This window comes from Mesorhizobium sp. M1348 (genome assembly GCF_040317925.1).
In the GTDB taxonomy this organism is placed as follows: Bacteria; Pseudomonadota; Alphaproteobacteria; order Rhizobiales; family Rhizobiaceae; genus Mesorhizobium.
On record NZ_JAMYLH010000004.1, the window covers coordinates 303,805 to 320,196 of the forward strand.

The window sequence follows — 16,392 nt, forward strand, 5'->3', positions numbered from 1 at the left end:
TTCTCTGGTTTTCTTTGTTTTCATCTGAGCTTGATGCGTGGATCGATGAACGGTGCGACCGTGTCGGCCAGGAGATTGCCGAGCACGATGGCAAAGGCCGAAACCAGGGTGACCCCCATGATGATCGGAATATCGATGCGCTGAATGGCCTGCCAGGCTAGCTGGCCGATGCCTGGCCAGCCGAACACGCTTTCGACAACCACGATGCCGCCCATGAAGATGCCGATGTCGATGCCGATCATGGCGATGACCGGCAGGATGGCGTTGGGCAGCGCGTGACGGAAGATAATGGCGCTGCGTGCAAGACCCTTGGCACGCGCGGTACGCACGTAATCCTGGCGCAGCACGTCGATCATCGACGTGCGCATCATGCGGGCGTACCAGCCGGCGCCGAGAATTCCCATGGTCAGCGATGGCAGCACCAGATGACGCCAGGTGCCATAACCGCCGATCGGGAACCAGCCGAGCCGCACCGCGAACACGTAAAGCAGCAGCAGGCCGACGACGAATTGCGGCGCCGAGACGCCGACGAAGGAGGCGACCATCAGCGACTGGTCGGTTGCGGTGCCACGCTTGACGGCGGCGATGAGGCCCATCGTCAGCCCGATCACGACTTCGCAAGCAATGGCGCCGACCATCAGCAGCAGGCTTGCCGGCAGCCGCGAGACGATCAGCTCCGTGACCTCCGAGCGCTGAATGTAGGAGCGACCCAGATCGCCGCTGAGCAGGCTGGTCAGGTAGTGCCAGTACTGGACGACAAAGGGCTGGTCGAGGCCGAGCTGCCGGCGGATGTTCTCGACTGTCTCGGGCGTGGCGCTGCGGCCGGCGATCTGGCGGACAGGATCGGCGGGCAGCAGATAGAGCAACGCAAAGGTGATCAGAGAGACGCCGAGCAAGATGAGCACGGACTGGACAACGCGACGGCCGAGATAGGCGATCATGCCCGCCCCCTTTGCGTCGGATCGAGAATGTCGCGCAACGCATCGCCGACCAGGTTAAAGGCTAGCGCCAGCGCCAGGATCGCCGCACCCGGAAAGAAAACCAGCCAGGGCGCTGCCTGGAAATAGGTTTGGTTTTCGAAGATGATGTTGCCCCAGGAAGCAGTCGGCGGTTGCACGCCGATACCGAGATAGCTGAGCGTCGCTTCCAGAAGCACAGTGGTCGAGATGCCGAGCGTGCCCCAGACGATGATCGTCGGCAAAAGGTGCGGCAGGATATGACGAAACAGGATGCGTGGGGCGCTTGCGCCGATAGTGCGCTCGGCATCGATGAACTCGCGCTCGGCGAGCGAACTTGTCTCGGTGTAGATGACGCGGGCGGTCTGCACCCAGTTCACCAATGCGATCACCATGGCGACGATCCACAGGCTCGGCTGGAGCACCGCCGCCAGGCAGATGGCGAGCAGCAGCGCCGGGAAGGCCATCATCAAATCGGTGAAGCGCATAAGCGCGCTGCCGATCCAGCCGCGGAAATAGCCGGCGGTGATGCCGACCAGCGTGCCGATTAGAAGCGCCACGCCATTGGCGACGATGCCGATGATCAGCGACGTGCGCGCACCGAAGAGGAGACGGGTCAGCAGGTCGCGGCCAAGCAGGTCGGTGCCCAGCCAGAACTGGGCTCCCGGCGGCAGTGGCGCGCCTTCAAGCGTGAGCCCGTCGAACATCTGCTCGTTCGGATCGTAGCCTGTCAGCCACGGTGCAAGAATGGCGCCGGCCAAGACAAGGGCAATAATCCCGAGGCCGAGCAAAGCGAGAGGCCGTTTTAGCAGACGTCGCCAGACGCCGGCGCGAGGCTTGGCTGGCATGCGCCCGGCGGCTGAGAGCTCAGGCGCGATCGGATTGGTCATCGTCGCCTTCTTTTTGTGTCATCGCCACGATCCTGCGCGCGGCGTCCTCGACGCTGATTTGCCAGCTCATCGCCAGCGAGCGGAGCTGCGCATAGGCGCGGCCGTCCTCGGCGCCCTTCGACAAGACCTCCACGGCGCGTACGATGGTCTGGCGCTCCGCGACGCGCTGACGAAGCGAGGCGATCTCGCTGGCCAGAAGCTTGCGCGCCTCGAAACTCTGCCTTGCGATCAAAAGCGCGCTATAGACGCCGGCATTGCCGACCGGTTTCAGCAATTGGGCATCGGCCTTGTGCGACAGTGCCCATTCGACACGCCCCGGCGCCTCGGAGCCGATCAGCGCTATCAGCGGCATCGGTGCCTCGCCCGGCTTCCACGGAAATTGCTCGTCAAAGCCGAGGTCGACGTCGAAGAAAACGAAGTCCGCCGCCAAGGCTTCGGCCGGCAGTTCCGGCCAGAAGCCAATCGCCTCAAGGCCGATGGCCGACAATTGCCTTGTGATCGCCTGCACGGTCGGATGTGGACGATGCAGGACAAAAGCCCTGGCGCCTCCAAGGTTCGGGATACGCGCCATCTTGCTCACGACACCACCCGCAGGCGTGGCCGCCCGAACGTCTCCGTCCGGTCATAGCGGGAAAGGTAGGGATCGGGTGCCACGCCCTTCGTCAGCGTGACCGTTTTGAACGATGTTCCATCGATACGTCCGATCTGCACCGGCAAGGTAGCGTGCTGCGTTTGCGGGTCGATGGCGATGTCGCCCAGCGGTGTTCGAAATGATGTTCCGGCAAAGACCTTGGGAAGGTCCGTCCATTGCGCACCGGGGTTGCGGGTGAGGATCTCGGCGAGCGTGCGCACCGAGGCATAAGCCGCCGCCTCGAAGGATGAGGCAGGCATGACGGAAGACACTGAAGCCGCTCCGCGATCCGCCCCCGAGGTGTCGTGAAAATAGGGCCCAACGGAAAGATGACCATCGCCTGCCCCGTCGAGCGCCGGCAATTCGCATTCCGTGAGATTGCAGGACAGGATCGGGCAACGCTCCGGCCTGAAATGCGGGTCGCTCCGGCCAAGCTCGGCATAGGCGGCGATAAACGCATAGGAAGACGGGCCGATGAGATTGTTCAGAATGAAATCAGGTCTCGTCGCCTGTATCTCCGCGATCAGCCGCGCAACATCGACCTCGCCGAGCGGCAGATAGCGTTCGCCCAGCACCTTGCCGCCAGCGTCCGCAATCAGGTCGCGCGCCACGCGGTTGGTCTCCCAACCCCAGATGTAGTTGGAACCGAGCAGGAAGCCGTCGGCGCCGAAACGAGGCACGACATAGGCAAGCAGCGGTACGAGATGCTGATTGGGGCAGGCGTGCGTGTAGACGACATGCTCGTTGGCTTCGAAGCCCTCGTACGGGCAGGCGTACCACAGCGTGCCGCCTGCCCTTTCCAGGATTGGAATGACCTCCTTGCGGCTCCACGAGGTGACGCAGCCAATGATGTGACGCGCGCCGCTGTTGGCGAGAATGTCCGCGCAGCCGCTTGCATACCGATCGATGTTGCCCTGCGGGTCGCGCTCGACCGGGATAAATTCGAATGGGATAGCGGGATCGGCGTTGACGTCGGCGATGGCGTTCACCGCACCCGCACGGCAGGATTCGGACACCAGCCGGTAGTTGCCGGACCGCGAATAGAGAATGCCGATCTCGATATGCCGTTTCAAGCAAAGCCTCAAAATGACAATGCCCCGCAGCCACCGCCGCAAGGCGAGGCATACGAGGCATTCTTGCCGCCCGGCGGCCAGAGCCGGTATTTGTCCTCACCGTATTACGCCCGCGCCCCCAGTCAAGAGCCGCCACACGAAACTTTGGCCAGCCGAAACGGTTCGACGTGGAGCACGCAACTCATGCCGCTGGTCGTGTAGAGTCCGCCCGGAACCAAAATTGCTGATGTCCAGGTATGAGGCCGGACAACCTGGTTCGCTACCATTCAAAGCAACGACTTTAATATCGGTTTACCTGAATCTGCTAGCAGCAATGACGCCGGTTTTCGACGGTCAAGCAAAGGGTCCACCTTGCCGCAGCAATTCAGCACTCCGTTCAGTCACCGGGGCGATCGCAACTGGTCGAGGTTGCACGGCTTCATGGGCGTCGAGTTGGAACTCGCGTCCGATGTTCTCGTGCCTCGCGTCGCCTTGGCCCGGAAGCTCGGTGGACGGGACTTTGGTGGCGGGAGCCGGGTTTGAGCGTCATTCGCGCCTTGCAAGGCGCCGACCTCCCGGCAGTCGCGAACATGTTTCAGCGCGTGCTGTTGAAGGAAAGGACCGAAGCGCCGGCCTCTCTCGTGGAATACATGAAACGGTTTTATCTGGATGCGCCCGGTTGCGGAGACGACCTCCGGTCGCTTGTCCACGTCAACAACGCCGGTCGCGTCTCCGGATTTGTTGGTGTCCACGTGCTGCCGATGACGTTCAACGGCCGACAACTACGCGCCGCCATCTGTAGCTCGCTCATGGTCGAAGACCATGAGCACGATCCGCTGGCCGGCGCCCGCTTGCTGAAAGCTTACCTGGATGGTCCGCAGGACATCTCCTTCAGCGAGACGGCCAACGATATCTCCGTGAAATTGTGGACGCGGCTGCGCGGCGTGGTCCTGCCGCAATACAGCCTTGACTGGGTCCGCGTGATGCGCCCCGCGGCCTTCATGCTCAGCCTTTCCGCCAATCGCATGGCGCTTGCCCGAATGCTCAATCCGTTGGCGCGTGCAGTCGACCGATTTTATTGCAGGAGGATGACGTCCAGCGAACGACGCTGGTCGGGTGTGGCGGTGGATGGGGCAGGCCACGGAGCATTTCGTACATCCGAAATCGACGGCCACGCATTCGCCAAGCTCATCGAGCCGTTTACCGCTCAATTCGCCCTGCGGCCGGACTGGACGGAAGACCAACTCGACCACATCCTGACCGATGCGGCACAAAAGCCGGATCTGGGCGAGCTTGTCTACGTTTGTGTGACGTCGCCAGTCGGCACCAATGTCGGCGCTTTCGCCTATTACGCACGGAAGTATGAAATCGGTCGCGTGCTGCAGATCCTCGCCCTCCCCGGCCAGGCGGGCTCCGTGATAGATTGCCTGATCGATCATGCCGCCGCGCGCGGCGTCAGCGGCCTGCGCGGACGCATTCAACCTGCACTTCTGGAGGCGATGCTTGGACGACGCATCGCTTTCCTGACCGTTGCCTCAACGGTGGTGCATTCACGCGATCCAGAGCTTTTGGACGCCATGAAGAACTCGCACGTCTTCCTGAATGGGCTTGCGGGCGAGCAGTGGAGCCGGCTGATCGGCAGCCGTTTCAGCTAAAACGGGACGCGTTCAAATCGGACCGTGCCACACCGCCCTACCTGTTTGTCAGGTGCCGATTTCCTCGACGTCATCAACGAGTTGCGGACGCTGGTGCAGATAACGCGTCGCCTTGCGTTTGGCGATGATATCGGCCCAGACGCGTTCCACTTGTGTGGCGGCCAACCCCGCCGCCTGCCCCACCACCTCAGCCGCCACGCCGTTGTTGAGACCGTAAAGGCAAAGATCCATACGGTCATAAGGAAGCGAGAAGTAGAACTCCTCCTGGGTCTGCGCCAGCGAGTAGGTATCGGTTGTCGGAGGCCGGTTCAGGATTTCCTCCGGAACGCCGAGATGGGCCGCCAGCGCATAGACCTGCGTTTTGTAGAGGTGGGCAATCGGCTTGACGTCCGCGGCGCCGTCACCGTTCTTCACGAAGAAACCCTGATCGTATTCCAGCCGGTTCGGCGTTCCAAGAACGGCGAAGTTCAAGCGATCGGCATGATAGTATTCAATCTGCTTGCGGGTGCGCTGTTTCATATTGGTAGCGGCGACGACGCCGAGATAGACAGGCAGCGGCATTCTCAGTTTCGTCTGCTTGCCTTCCGGATCCTGCACCACCAGGGATGAGATATTGTAATCCCCGCCCTCAAGGACGTTCGCGATCACGATCTTCGAGGCCCAGCCTTCGCCGTATTCCGGGACCAATTCGCGGATGAAGGCGTCGCGACGCTTGTAGCACCCCATTGCGCGCAGGATCGGCCCGATATCCTCCGTCACAGCCTCGACACCAAAAGTTTCGGCGACGAGGCGGCCGAGCCGCAGACTTTCAGGATCGGAATCGCTTTCCGGCATGAACAGGCAAAGCACATTCTTGGGGCCGACGGCTCGTGCCGCCAACGCGACCGAGACGCTCGAATCGATCCCGCCCGAAAGACCGAGCACAAGGCCCCGCTTGCGAAGCCCGCGCAACTGCTGGCGCAAGGCCGTTACGATACGGTCCGTTTCGGTGGCCAGGTCGATCGCCAGAGCCTGCGCCAGAAAGGTCCGCGCATCCTCGGTCGGGCGAACATTCATTGCGCGGCCTCCATTGTTTCTGCCGCAAGCCGACGGCTGACCTTGCCGGTATCGGTCTTCGGCAGCTCGCGGCGGAACTCGATGACCTTGGGGACCATGAAGTCCTCAAGGTGGCGTGCGCAGTGACGTATGATATCCTTTTCGCTCAGCGCCGGGTCGGACCGTACGATAACTGCGCCGATCGCATGCCCGAGCACGGGATCCGGCACACCGACAACCACCGCTTCCGCGATGCCCGGATGAGCATGAAGCACGGCTTCCACTTCCTTGGGCGCCACCTTCTCTCCCCGCGACTTTATGATGTCGTCCTTGCGGCCGACGAAATAAAGAAAGCCTTCTTCATCGGCCCTGAATAGATCGCCGGTGTAGAGAACCTTCTCCCAAGGGTTCGGACCCGGGCGCAGGGCTCGTGCCGTCGCAGTTTCGTTTCGCCAATAACCCTGCATGACGTGCGGCCCGCGAATGACCAACTCACCTGCTACGCCCGACGGCACCCGTTGCCCGTGGTCGTCGACGACAAAGGCTTCGGTGTTCGGAATGGCTATTCCGACCGAACCCGGCCGGCGGTCGAGCTCCTCGGGCGGCAGATAGGTGCAGCGCTTGCATTCCGTCAGGCCATACATCGAATAGAGCCTGACACCGGGGAAAAGGAACCGAAGGCGTTCTATGTGAGGCGGCGGCAAGGCAGCCGCCGTGTTGGAAATATAGCGAAGGCTGGGCAGGAAGCCCGGCGCCAGGTCCCTCATCTGCAGGATCATCGCTGCCATCGTGGGCACGAGCGGAAGCCCGGTGACGCCTTCCTGGCGGATGCGTTCAAATATCGCTTGGGGAAAAGCGAAGGACTTCTCGAGCACGAGCGTGGCGCCGAGCCTGACAGCCATCAGCAGCTGATAGAGGCCGTAGTCGAAGGCGAGGGGCAGAACATTCAAGATGATGTCGTCTGGCGAGTTGCGCAGATAAGTGGTGATGGAGTTGGCCGCCGCGTCGCAATTGCGGTGCGTCATCATCACGCCCTTGGGCCGGCCGGTCGAGCCCGAGGTGTAGATCAACATCGCAAGATCGACGTCAATGCCGCGATGGTCAATCTCCCTGGCTTGGAACGTCAAGCAATCCGCCAGCGATGTGGCACCTGCCGGGCATTGATTATCGGCAGCAACGGTGGAAGCCACGAAGATGCCGGTCTTGCCGGAGGACGTCTTGCCGGAGGATCCAGACGCCTCGGCGACCACGGGCATCAGTTTTGCTTGCGTGAGGATCGCGGCCGCATCGCAATCGGCGATGATGTAGGCCAGCTTTTCGGCCTTGGTGGATGCGTTGATCGGACTGAACGTCGCGCCTGCTTTAAGAACCGCGAAAATCGAAACCGCAGCCTCCCAGCAATTGTCCATGAAGATCAGCACCCGGTCGTCGCGCCTGACGCCATTCATGAAAAGGGCGGCGGCCAGGCGGCTCGAGAGATCGTCCAGCTCTTCGTAGCACAGCCTTTTGTGCTCGGTGATCAATGCCGTTTTGGCTGGATGGGCAGCGGCCTTCGCCGTCAGAAAATGTTCGATCCGCACGGACGCTCCTCGCCGATGGCGCCTACGCTGCCAACGCTTCTGCTTTTGCCTCGATGAAGGCTGAGATGCGGTCAATCGAATCCAGATTGGCCGGTACGATGTCGGCATCGACCATCGCGATGCCGAAATCATCCTCTATGAATGCCACGAGCTCCAACACGGCCGTCGAGTCGATGATGCCGTTCTCGATCAGTGATGCGGTGTCTGCAAGCTCGTAGGACGTGTCGCCGAACAGGAAGTTGTCGACGATAAAGGTTTTGACCTTGTCCTTGATTGTTACCATGATGTTTCCTTCCCTCGATTTCTCAGGCCGCTCGTGCTGCACCGACCTTTTGGCCGGTGAAAATCTTCTGCCACAGTTGCGTCGATAAGATGCCGACGAAGGCCGCATTGTCGCGGAATCCGGACGCTGGCTGCAAGCGGCATTTCTCGTGCAGGTTCGCCACCGCCTTGGCGTTGAATAGTCCTCCGGCGGCGATGCTCGCCTCGCTGAGCGAGTCGCGCACGTAGTCCAGTTCTCCGGCTCCAACGAAGGAGCGGGCTTCCGGCGCTCGGTAAGGCTGTTTGGTGCGCTCCCGGATGGCCGTCGGAAGCAGGTGCTTGGCAACTTTGCGCAGTATGTGTTTTTCCACCAATCCCTTCAGCTTCATTTCCGGCGGAAGTCTCGCCGCAAACTCCACCAAGCGATGGTCAAGGAAGGGGAAACGCCCTTCGATACCGTGCGCCATGGCCATGCGATCGCCCTGGCTGGAGAGGATGTAGCCCGGCAGGAGAAAGCGGGTTTCGAGATATTGCGCCTGATGCAGCGGATGCCACCGGGAAAACGCCTCAGGCAACCGGCTGGCCAGGTCCTCGGCCGCGTCATACCCCCTCAATGTCGCGCGCAGGTCACCGGAAAAGAACATCTTCGCCGCTGATGTGGTCTTGAAACGCGGCCGATGGGAGAACAGCGGATCGTCCAGGGCAGCGCTGCCGGTGCCGAAAAACGCGGCCAGGTACTCTACGGACTGCTGTTGCAGACCCGGCAGATAGGGATAAAGCTTGCGGAAAAGCTGTGGCCTTATGCGCGATGCTGGCTGTCGTGCGCAGAAACGGCGAACCCGCGCTTCCTTGAAGACATCATAGCCGGCAAAGACCTCGTCGGCGCCTTCGCCTGTCAGCACTACTTTCAAACCGGCCTGGCGAACGAGGCCGGACAATTGATAAAGGGGCGCCGGGGCGGTGCGGATGATCGGCCGCTCGGTAAAGCGGATGACTTCGGGAAACACACCGGCGATATCGCCGGCACGGCAGGCTATGGTTCGATGGCGCGTGCCAAGTGCTGACGCCATTTCGGTCTGGAAGGCGCTTTCGTCATGCTCAGCACTGTCGAACGTCACGGAAAATGTCTGCAGCTTAAGAGGAGTCATGCCGGCCGCGAGTGCCGAAACGAGGGATGAATCGAGCCCGCCCGAAAGGTAAGAACCGACCGGCACGTCGGCGCGCATGCGAAGCCTCACCGCGTCGGTCAAAAGGGCCTGCAGTTCTTCGGCCGCGTCATCCTCATTGGTGATCTTCGATGGCGCATCTCGATGAGGATAGTCCAGATGCCAGTATGGTTTGACCGTCACTTGCCCCTGTGTCGCGATCATCACGCTTGCCGGCTCCAGCTCGTGGATATTGCGGAAAGCCGTGCGTGGAGCGATCGGCGCCCACAGCGTAAAGATCTGGTCGAGTGCAATCGGATCGATTTCGGCCGAGATGCCGGGTACCTTCAGCAGGGCTTTTATCTCCGACGCAAAGTAGAGCACTCCGTCGCTGCTGGTGTAGAACAGCGGCCTAACACCCATGCGGTCTCTTGCAAGCACCATCCGCCGCCGCCGGTTATCCCAAATCGCGAAGGCGAAATCACCCTTCAGGAGAGACAGGCAGTCTTCGCCCATCTCGTCATACAGCTGCAGGAGAACTTCTGTATCGCTCGACGTGCGGAAGCGTCGGCCCTTGGCCAGCAGCCCTTCGCGCAATTCCACGTAGTTGAAGATCTCGCCGTTGAACGCAATCGTCAAATTGCCGGTTTCGTCGGACATCGGCTGCTGGCCATCACCAATTCCAATCACCGACAGCCGCGCATGCCCAAGTCCTGCCTCGGGCGCTACGAATTTCCCTTGTTCATCCGGCCCGCGATGGGCGATCGCGGACGTCATGCGCGCAAGCAAAGCTTCCGCATCCCGGACTGAACCGAAATAGCCCCCGAATCCGCACATCTACACAGCTCATACTGAACAGCAAGCCACGAAACATAGCGGTCATAAGCGCCTCAAAGGTTAATCGGATACTTTTCAGCGAGCATGTGGTTAACAGGGTGTTAGGACAAAATGATGCTTTTGCGGACCGACTTGTGCCCCACTCCAGATGTCACGCTTGATGGCGAGCTACTGTTGCACGAGCACCATGGGCCAGGTTCTTCAAAGCTTCGCGCCGGATCAGTTGCGGATTTAGGCCGAATGCCAGTGACATCGGTTCGCATCGAGATGGAAGACGTCACGGCGAGCGGTGCAAATTACTGTTTCGAGTACGGCCGGTACCAATCGACAAACTTCTTCAGCCCGTCCTCTATCGAAACGCTAGGCCTGAAGCCGAAATCCCGCTCCAGCGCGGTCATGTCGGCGTAAGTCTTCTCGACGTCGCTCGTCTGCATCGGCTCGTTGTGGCGGATTGCCTTGACCTCGAGCAGCCTTTCCAGAATGTCGATGAAGTCGCCCAGGCGCACCGGCCGGTTGTTGCCGACATTGTAAAGCCTGTTCGGCGGAACGTCAGCCGCCGGCGGCTTGTCGAGCACGGCGACAACCGCCTTCACAACATCGTCTATGTAGGTGAAATCGCGCCACATTTCGCCATTGTTGAAGACCCGGATCGGCTTGCCCTCGAGCATCGCCCGGGTGAACATCCAATAGGCCATGTCGGGACGGCCCCAGGGGCCGTAGACCGTGAAAAACCGCAGGCCGGTCTGCGGTATGCCGAACAGATGGGCGTAGGTGTGGCTCATCAACTCATCGGTTTTCTTGGTGGCAGCGTAAAGCGAAACGGGCTTGTCGACCTGGTCGGCTTCGCTGAACGGCACGCTGCGGTTGCCGCCATACACCGAGCTCGACGAGGCATAGACCAGATGCTCGAATGCCGGTTCTGTGCGACAGAATTCGAGCACTTCAAGGTGGCCCATGACATTGGAGCGGATATAGAGCCGCGGATTGTCGAGTGAGTGGCGCACGCCCGCCTGCGCGGCGAGATGGACGATCCTGACGATGCCTTGCCCGGCCAAAGCGGCCGCAAGCGCGCCCTGTTCGGCAATATCGATCTGGTGGAACGAAAAATCCTTATGGGGCAGAAGCCCGGCAAGCCGCCCCTTTTTGAGCGCCAGGTCGTAATAGTCGTTCATGTTGTCGACGCCGACGACCGCTTCTCCCCGGTCGAGCAGATGGTGGCAAACGTGACTGCCAATGAACCCCGCGGCTCCGGTGACAAGTATAGGCAACAAGCTTCTCCACGCGCATAGCCGGACCGGTATCTGGAGCGGCAGATCCGGCCATTTCGTCGTGCTATAGTCGAAAGCCGAGGTGGAGACCACCATTAACCTGATGCGTCAGCTTGCCTCGCGCATGGCTTCGGCCGCCTGCAGGTCGACCGACACCAGCTGGCTGACGCCTTGCTCGGCCATGGTCACCCCGAACAGCCGGTCCATGCGCGCCATGGTGATCGGGTTGTGGGTGATGATGACGAAGCGTGTCTCGGTGGTTGCGGCCATTTCGTCCATCAAATTGCAGAAACGCTCGACGTTGTGATCGTCGAGCGGCGCGTCGACTTCGTCGAGCACGCAGATCGGCGCCGGGTTGGTCAGGAACACGGCGAAAATCAGCGACATCGCCGTCAACGCCTGCTCGCCGCCGGACAGCAGCGTCATCGTCTGCGGCTTCTTGCCGGGCGGTCGCGCCAGGATCTCGAGCCCGGCTTCGAGCGGATCGTCGGACTCGATCAGTTGCAGCTCGGCGGTGCCGCCGCCGAACAGATGCGAAAACAGCCGTTGAAAATGGCCGTTGACCACCTCGAAGGCGGCGAGCAGCCGCTCGCGGCCTTCGCGGTTCAGGCTGTGGATCGCCTGCCGCAGCTTGCGGATCGCCTCGATGATGTCGTCGCGCTCGGAAACGATGGTCTCCAGCCGGTCCGACAGTTCCTTCTGCTCTTCCTCGGCGCGCAAATTGACGGCGCCCAGCCGTTCGCGTTCGACCTTCAGCCGGTCGAGCTGACGCTCGATCTCGGCCATTTCGGGCATCGGGCTGTCGGGTTCGAGGCCGGTGTGGCGGATCACAAGATGCGGCGGCGTGTTCAGCGTTTCCTGGATGCGCGCTTCGACTTCCAGCCGCCGCTCGTCGGCGGCGGTCAGCCGCTCTTCGGCGCGAACACGCGTTTCGCGAGCTTCGGCGAGCGACTGGATGGCAGCGGTCGCAGCCTTGTCCATCTCGGACTGCCGGTTCTCCGCTTCCTGCAAGCGGTCGCCCGCAGCTTTTCGCAGGCTTTCGGCCTCGGCGAGCTGCGACAGCAAGGCGCGCCGCTTGGCGTCGATCTCGTCGGGTGCGTCGGCCAGTTGCTCGCGCTCGGCCTCCGCCTCGGCCTTACGTTCGCCGAGTGCCGCAATCTGCGTCGAGGCGTTTTCGGCGCGCTCTACCCAGTTGCGCCGTTCAGAGCCGATGGCATCGAGCCGGCGCGCACGTGCCTCGGCTTCCCGCCTCAGGCCCTCGTGAACGGCACGCGCATCGGCAAGGGCGGCGCGATCGCGGGCGACGTTGGCGGCCGACTGCTCGAGCTGCAACTGCAGATCGCCGAGATCGGGCGCGTCTTGCAGCAGCATTTCCGCCTCGATGAATGCCGCCGCCGTTTCCTCATGGCTGTCGACAATGCGTGCGCGCGCCTCGTCAAGTGCGGCACGCCGGCTCGACAGTTCGCCGCCGGCTTTTTCGGCCTCGGCCAGCGTGTTGCGGGCAGCGTCGAGCCCGTGCTGGGCGTCGCGCCCGGCCTGTCGGGCATTGCGTTCGGCCTCGCTCGCCTGGGCAAGCGCCTGTTCGGCCTGCGCAAGGGCCTGTTCAGCTTCGCGCAGGGTGCGCGTCGCTTGGACTGCTTCGGCATCGAGTTCGGCCAGCCGGTTTTTTTGCGCCAGCCGCTGCGCGGCGGCGGTCGGCGCATCGGCGCTCGCGGTGAAGCCGTCCCAACGCCACAGCGCGCCTTCGCGGCTGACCAGCCGTTGACCGGGAGCAAGCAGCGTCTGCAGCCTTCTTCCGGCGGCGGCCTCGACAATGCCGATCTGGGCCAGCCGGCGGGCCAGCTGCGCCGGCGCGCGCACAACGCTGGCGAGGCTCCTTATGCCTTCGGGCAATGCGGCGTCGGCGGGCTGGATTTCGCTCTGGCCCCAATGCACCGGCGCACTGCGGTCGAGCGGCACGTCGAGATCTTCGCCAAGCGCGGCACCCAGCGCCGTTTCGTAGCCGCGCTCGACGCTGATCTGCTCCAGCACCGAGGGAAATAGATCGCCGCTGGCGGCGTTGAGGATCTTGGCCAACGTGCGGGCCTCGGTTTCGATCCGCGCCAGCTCGGCCTTTGCGTCCTGAACCGGTGGGCGGGCAGCACTTTCGCCCGCGCGTGTCTCGGCGACCGCCTGTTCGGCGGTAATGGCGGCTGCCTCGGCCTCTTCGAGCAGCGCCAGCGCCTGATCGACCAGCAGCCGCTTCTCGGCGGGATCGGGCAGGCCGGCGACCCTGGAGACGATCTCCGACAATTCGCGGTCGACATCGGCAAGCTGGCGGGCAAAGCGGTCGCGGCGCTCAGCGGTGTCGCGCAGCGTCCGTTCGATCTGGTTGCGCGAGGCGGCGGCCTCCGCCCGTTCGGCGGTCAGCGCGGCGAGCCTGGCCTCGCTCAAGGCAAGCGTCGATGCCGCCTGCTCGAAGGCCGCGCGGGTGCTGGCCTCGCGCTCGGCGGCGCCGGCGTTTTCGGCGTTGAGCGCGGCTTCTTCGGCGGCGAGACGTTCGAGGATATCCGCATTGTCGCGGACCATGCGCTCCTCGCGGGCAAGGTCGCCATCAAGCTGTTGCAGTCGGCGGTCGAGCTCAGCCTGGCGGGCGCGGATGCGGCCTGCCTCTTCCTCGATCTGCGCCTTGGCGATCGACAGACGTTGGAAGGCTGCGGCGGCGGCGGCTTCCGCATCGCGCAGGTCCGGCAGCCGGTGGGCGTTGATACCTTGTTCCCTGGCGGCAGCCATCTGGGCGGCGGCACGGTCGCCGACCAGCGCGGTGGCAATCGCCAGCGCCGAACGCGCTTCGCCTTCCTGCGTCTTGGCCAGCGTCCAGCGCAGATGCAGCAGCGTCGCTTCGGCCTTGCGGATGTCGGCCGACAGGTTCTTGAAGCGCGAGGCCTGGCGGGCCTGGCGTTTCAGGCTTTCGATCTGGCTTTCCAGCTCGCCGACGACGTCGTCCAGCCGTTCGAGGTTCTGTTCGGCTGCCTTCAGCCGCAGCTCGGCTTCATGGCGCCGTGTGTGCAAGCCGGAAATGCCGGCGGCCTCTTCCAGCAGTGCGCGGCGCGCCTGCGGCTTTGCCTGGATCAGCTCGCCGATGCGGCCCTGGCCGACCATCGAGGGCGAGCGGGCGCCGGTCGACTGATCGGCGAACAGCAGCTGAACGTCCTTGGCGCGAGCCTCCTTGCCGTTGATGCGGTAGAGCGAGCCCGCCTCACGCTCGATGCGACGCGAGACCTGCAACTCATCGGCGTCGTTGAAGGCGGACGGCGCGGTGCGGTCGCTATTGTCGAGGAACAGCGTGACTTCGGCGGTGTTGCGGGCCGGACGCGTTCCCGAGCCGGAAAAGATGACGTCGTCCATGCCGGACGCACGCATGTTCTTGTAGGAGCTTTCGCCCATAACCCAGCGCAGCGCCTCGACCAGGTTCGACTTGCCGCAGCCATTCGGCCCGACGATGCCGGTCAGGCCGCGTTCGATGACGAACTCGCCGGGTTCTACGAAGGATTTGAAGCCGAGCAGGCGAAGGCGCGAGAACTTCATTCGCGCCTGCCCATCGCCAAGTTTCGCAAAACTGTTCCGCGGTTTTGCGAGGAGAACCCGCGGCAAGACAAAGAAGTGCGCACGCCGAAGCGACGCCGCTTCGGCGCTGCCGAAACGTCAGAGCAGAGGGTCGATGATGGCCGACATTTCCGCAATCGACATCGCCCCTTTGTAGGTCTTTCCGTTGATGAAAAAGGTCGGTGTGGAATCGACCTTGAATTCGTCGGCGCCGCGCTTCTGGACGGATCTCACATCGTCCAGAAGTTTCTGGTCCGTCAAGCAGGCCTCGAAGGACTCCTGTGTAAAACCGGCAAGCTTGGCGATTTGCAGCAGTGCGTCCTTGGTATTGTTCACACCAACCCAGTTTGCCTGCTGCCTGAACAGCACGTCGACCATCGGGAAATAATTGTCCTTTGAGCAGCGCGCCAGCATGAAACCGGCCTCGGCGCTGGGATCGAACGGAAATTCGCGCAGGATATAGCGGGCCTTGCCGGTATCGATATATTTCGTCTTCAGCTCCGGGAATGTGGTTTCGGCGAAATGCGCGCAGTGCGGGCAGGTCATCGAAGCATATTCGACGATGGTGACCTTTGCGTCGTCCTTGCCGAGTTGCATGTCGGGCAGCGCGCCGGGCTTCAACAAGGCTGCCATATCCACCGTGCCCTGAGCTTCAGGCGCTTTGGCGGCGGCCGGAGCGGCCGGCTTCGGAGGTTCCGCCGGAGCCGCAGGCTTCACATCCTGCGCCTCGGCTTTCTCGCCCGAGTCGCTGCAGGCGGCAAGCAGCGCCGCTGCTGGTATTGCGGCCAGCGAAGTCAAAAGGTTTCTGCGGGACAAGGAACGGATCATACGAATCACCTGGCAATAGTTGGATTTTGCAATGCAAAGGCTACAAAAAGCGAGAGTTGGCGCGAATTAAGGCATTACCGCGCCTATTCCAATCGCCAAATCCGGGCATGCCATCACGATAGCGCGAGATCACGGCTTCTTTTGCCCGAGAATGGTGGCGCCAAGCCGCTCCAACGAGGCGCGCAGCCCGCCGTCCTCGATCAAACCGACGGTGCCGGACAGCTTCGCTTTCTCGGCCGCAGTCAATGGCCGCAAACTGGGTTTCGGCTTGTCCTTGCCCGCCATTACAGGCTTCTGCACGATCCTGATCCGGCCGATCGCATTGAAACCGAGGAAGGCATTGACCCGGTTGATGATCTCGCCGGTCTCGTGCTGCAGATGCAGTGCCGCGACACCCTCGCAGGCAATCACCAGCACCGCCGGTTCGAACGGATCGTCCTCGTGCATGCGGCGCGGCCACTGGATCTTTTCCGGGCGCGAGCGGCCCGCAAGCCGCGGCCCGGCAATTTCTTCCCATGACTGGACCAGCCCGATCGACATGCCGGCCCGCTTGCGCAGCACCGGGTCGAGGATCTCGGTTGCGAGATCGCTCACCGGAACGGGATTGCCGAAGGGCCTTTTCCCTGCCATGTGCGTTCTCCAGTCACCAGCTTCAGCACCAATGGATTA

13 protein-coding genes are annotated in these 16,392 nt (G+C 62.4%); 1 reads left to right on the top strand and 12 read right to left on the bottom strand.

Annotated features, from left to right (window positions below):
* Positions 1 to 20: 20 nt before the first annotated feature.
* Genes NKH13_RS10380 through NKH13_RS10395 form a run of 4 tightly spaced genes read right to left on the bottom strand, consistent with a single transcriptional unit; the run spans position 21 to position 3,550 of the window.
* Positions 21 to 941 (bottom strand): ABC transporter permease, encoded by a 921-nt coding sequence (locus tag NKH13_RS10380; RefSeq protein ID WP_352716479.1) that lies wholly within the window; start codon positions 939 to 941, stop codon positions 21 to 23.
* Positions 938 to 1,804 carry an ABC transporter permease gene (locus NKH13_RS10385; RefSeq protein ID WP_352716749.1) on the bottom strand — a complete coding sequence of 289 codons (867 nt, stop codon included), beginning with the start codon at positions 1,802 to 1,804 and terminating at the stop codon, positions 938 to 940. Before NKH13_RS10385 ends, NKH13_RS10380 begins: the two co-directional genes overlap by 4 nt.
* Positions 1,805 to 1,823: 19 nt before the next feature.
* Entirely contained in the window at positions 1,824 to 2,426 is a 603-nt protein-coding gene (locus tag NKH13_RS10390; protein ID WP_352716477.1) for an ANTAR domain-containing response regulator, read from the bottom strand.
* Positions 2,423 to 3,550 carry a transporter substrate-binding protein gene (locus tag NKH13_RS10395; RefSeq protein ID WP_352912445.1) on the bottom strand — a complete coding sequence of 376 codons (1,128 nt, stop codon included), beginning with the start codon at positions 3,548 to 3,550 and terminating at the stop codon, positions 2,423 to 2,425. The genes NKH13_RS10390 and NKH13_RS10395 overlap by 4 nt, the downstream gene beginning before the upstream one ends.
* Before the next feature lie 518 nt (positions 3,551 to 4,068).
* Between NKH13_RS10395 and NKH13_RS10400 the strand changes: the two genes are divergently transcribed.
* Positions 4,069 to 5,184: a hypothetical protein gene (locus NKH13_RS10400; protein ID WP_352716473.1), complete on the top strand. Its 1,116-nt coding sequence runs from the start codon at positions 4,069 to 4,071 to the stop codon at positions 5,182 to 5,184.
* A 48-nt stretch (positions 5,185 to 5,232) separates the two neighbouring features.
* Here the strand turns inward: NKH13_RS10400 and nadE are convergent, their stop codons facing one another.
* The 8 genes from nadE to NKH13_RS10440 form a co-directional block, all read right to left on the bottom strand.
* On the bottom strand, positions 5,233 to 6,240 hold the full coding sequence (gene nadE, locus NKH13_RS10405) for an NAD(+) synthase (protein ID WP_352463914.1): 1,008 nt from the start codon (positions 6,238 to 6,240) through the stop codon (positions 5,233 to 5,235).
* Positions 6,237 to 7,799 carry a class I adenylate-forming enzyme family protein gene (locus NKH13_RS10410; protein ID WP_352716471.1) on the bottom strand — a complete coding sequence of 521 codons (1,563 nt, stop codon included), beginning with the start codon at positions 7,797 to 7,799 and terminating at the stop codon, positions 6,237 to 6,239. The genes nadE and NKH13_RS10410 overlap by 4 nt, the downstream gene beginning before the upstream one ends.
* A gap of 22 nt (positions 7,800 to 7,821) precedes the next feature.
* A complete protein-coding gene (locus NKH13_RS10415) occupies positions 7,822 to 8,085 on the bottom strand; it encodes an acyl carrier protein (protein ID WP_352716748.1) in 264 nt (87 codons plus the stop codon).
* Positions 8,086 to 8,104: 19 nt separating this feature from the next.
* The gene (asnB, locus tag NKH13_RS10420) at positions 8,105 to 10,042 is read right to left on the bottom strand and encodes an asparagine synthase (glutamine-hydrolyzing) (RefSeq protein ID WP_352716469.1); all 1,938 of its coding nucleotides are present in this window, start codon (positions 10,040 to 10,042) and stop codon (positions 8,105 to 8,107) included.
* 296 nt (positions 10,043 to 10,338) lie between these two features.
* On the bottom strand, positions 10,339 to 11,310 hold the full coding sequence (locus NKH13_RS10425; protein ID WP_352716467.1) for an NAD-dependent epimerase/dehydratase family protein: 972 nt from the start codon (positions 11,308 to 11,310) through the stop codon (positions 10,339 to 10,341).
* Positions 11,311 to 11,418: 108 nt separating this feature from the next.
* On the bottom strand, positions 11,419 to 14,877 hold the full coding sequence (smc, locus tag NKH13_RS10430; protein WP_352716466.1) for a chromosome segregation protein SMC: 3,459 nt from the start codon (positions 14,875 to 14,877) through the stop codon (positions 11,419 to 11,421).
* A gap of 117 nt (positions 14,878 to 14,994) precedes the next feature.
* Positions 14,995 to 15,723 carry a DsbA family protein gene (locus tag NKH13_RS10435; protein ID WP_352716464.1) on the bottom strand — a complete coding sequence of 243 codons (729 nt, stop codon included), beginning with the start codon at positions 15,721 to 15,723 and terminating at the stop codon, positions 14,995 to 14,997.
* A gap of 129 nt (positions 15,724 to 15,852) precedes the next feature.
* The gene (locus tag NKH13_RS10440; RefSeq protein WP_023674157.1) at positions 15,853 to 16,353 is read right to left on the bottom strand and encodes a DUF721 domain-containing protein; all 501 of its coding nucleotides are present in this window, start codon (positions 16,351 to 16,353) and stop codon (positions 15,853 to 15,855) included.
* Between the last annotated feature and the right edge of the window lie 39 nt (positions 16,354 to 16,392).

Coding starts and splice junctions, on each gene's coding strand:
- NKH13_RS10380 (WP_352716479.1), bottom strand. CDS start 941: ATGATCGCCTATCTCGGCCGTCGCGTTGTCCAGTCCGTGCTCATCTTG.
- NKH13_RS10385 (WP_352716749.1), bottom strand. CDS start 1,804: ATGCCAGCCAAGCCTCGCGCCGGCGTCTGGCGACGTCTGCTAAAACGG.
- nadE (WP_352463914.1), bottom strand. CDS start 6,240: ATGAATGTTCGCCCGACCGAGGATGCGCGGACCTTTCTGGCGCAGGCT.
- asnB (WP_352716469.1), bottom strand. CDS start 10,042: ATGTGCGGATTCGGGGGCTATTTCGGTTCAGTCCGGGATGCGGAAGCT.
- smc (WP_352716466.1), bottom strand. CDS start 14,877: ATGAAGTTCTCGCGCCTTCGCCTGCTCGGCTTCAAATCCTTCGTAGAA.
- NKH13_RS10435 (WP_352716464.1), bottom strand. CDS start 15,723: ATGATCCGTTCCTTGTCCCGCAGAAACCTTTTGACTTCGCTGGCCGCA.
- NKH13_RS10440 (WP_023674157.1), bottom strand. CDS start 16,353: ATGGCAGGGAAAAGGCCCTTCGGCAATCCCGTTCCGGTGAGCGATCTC.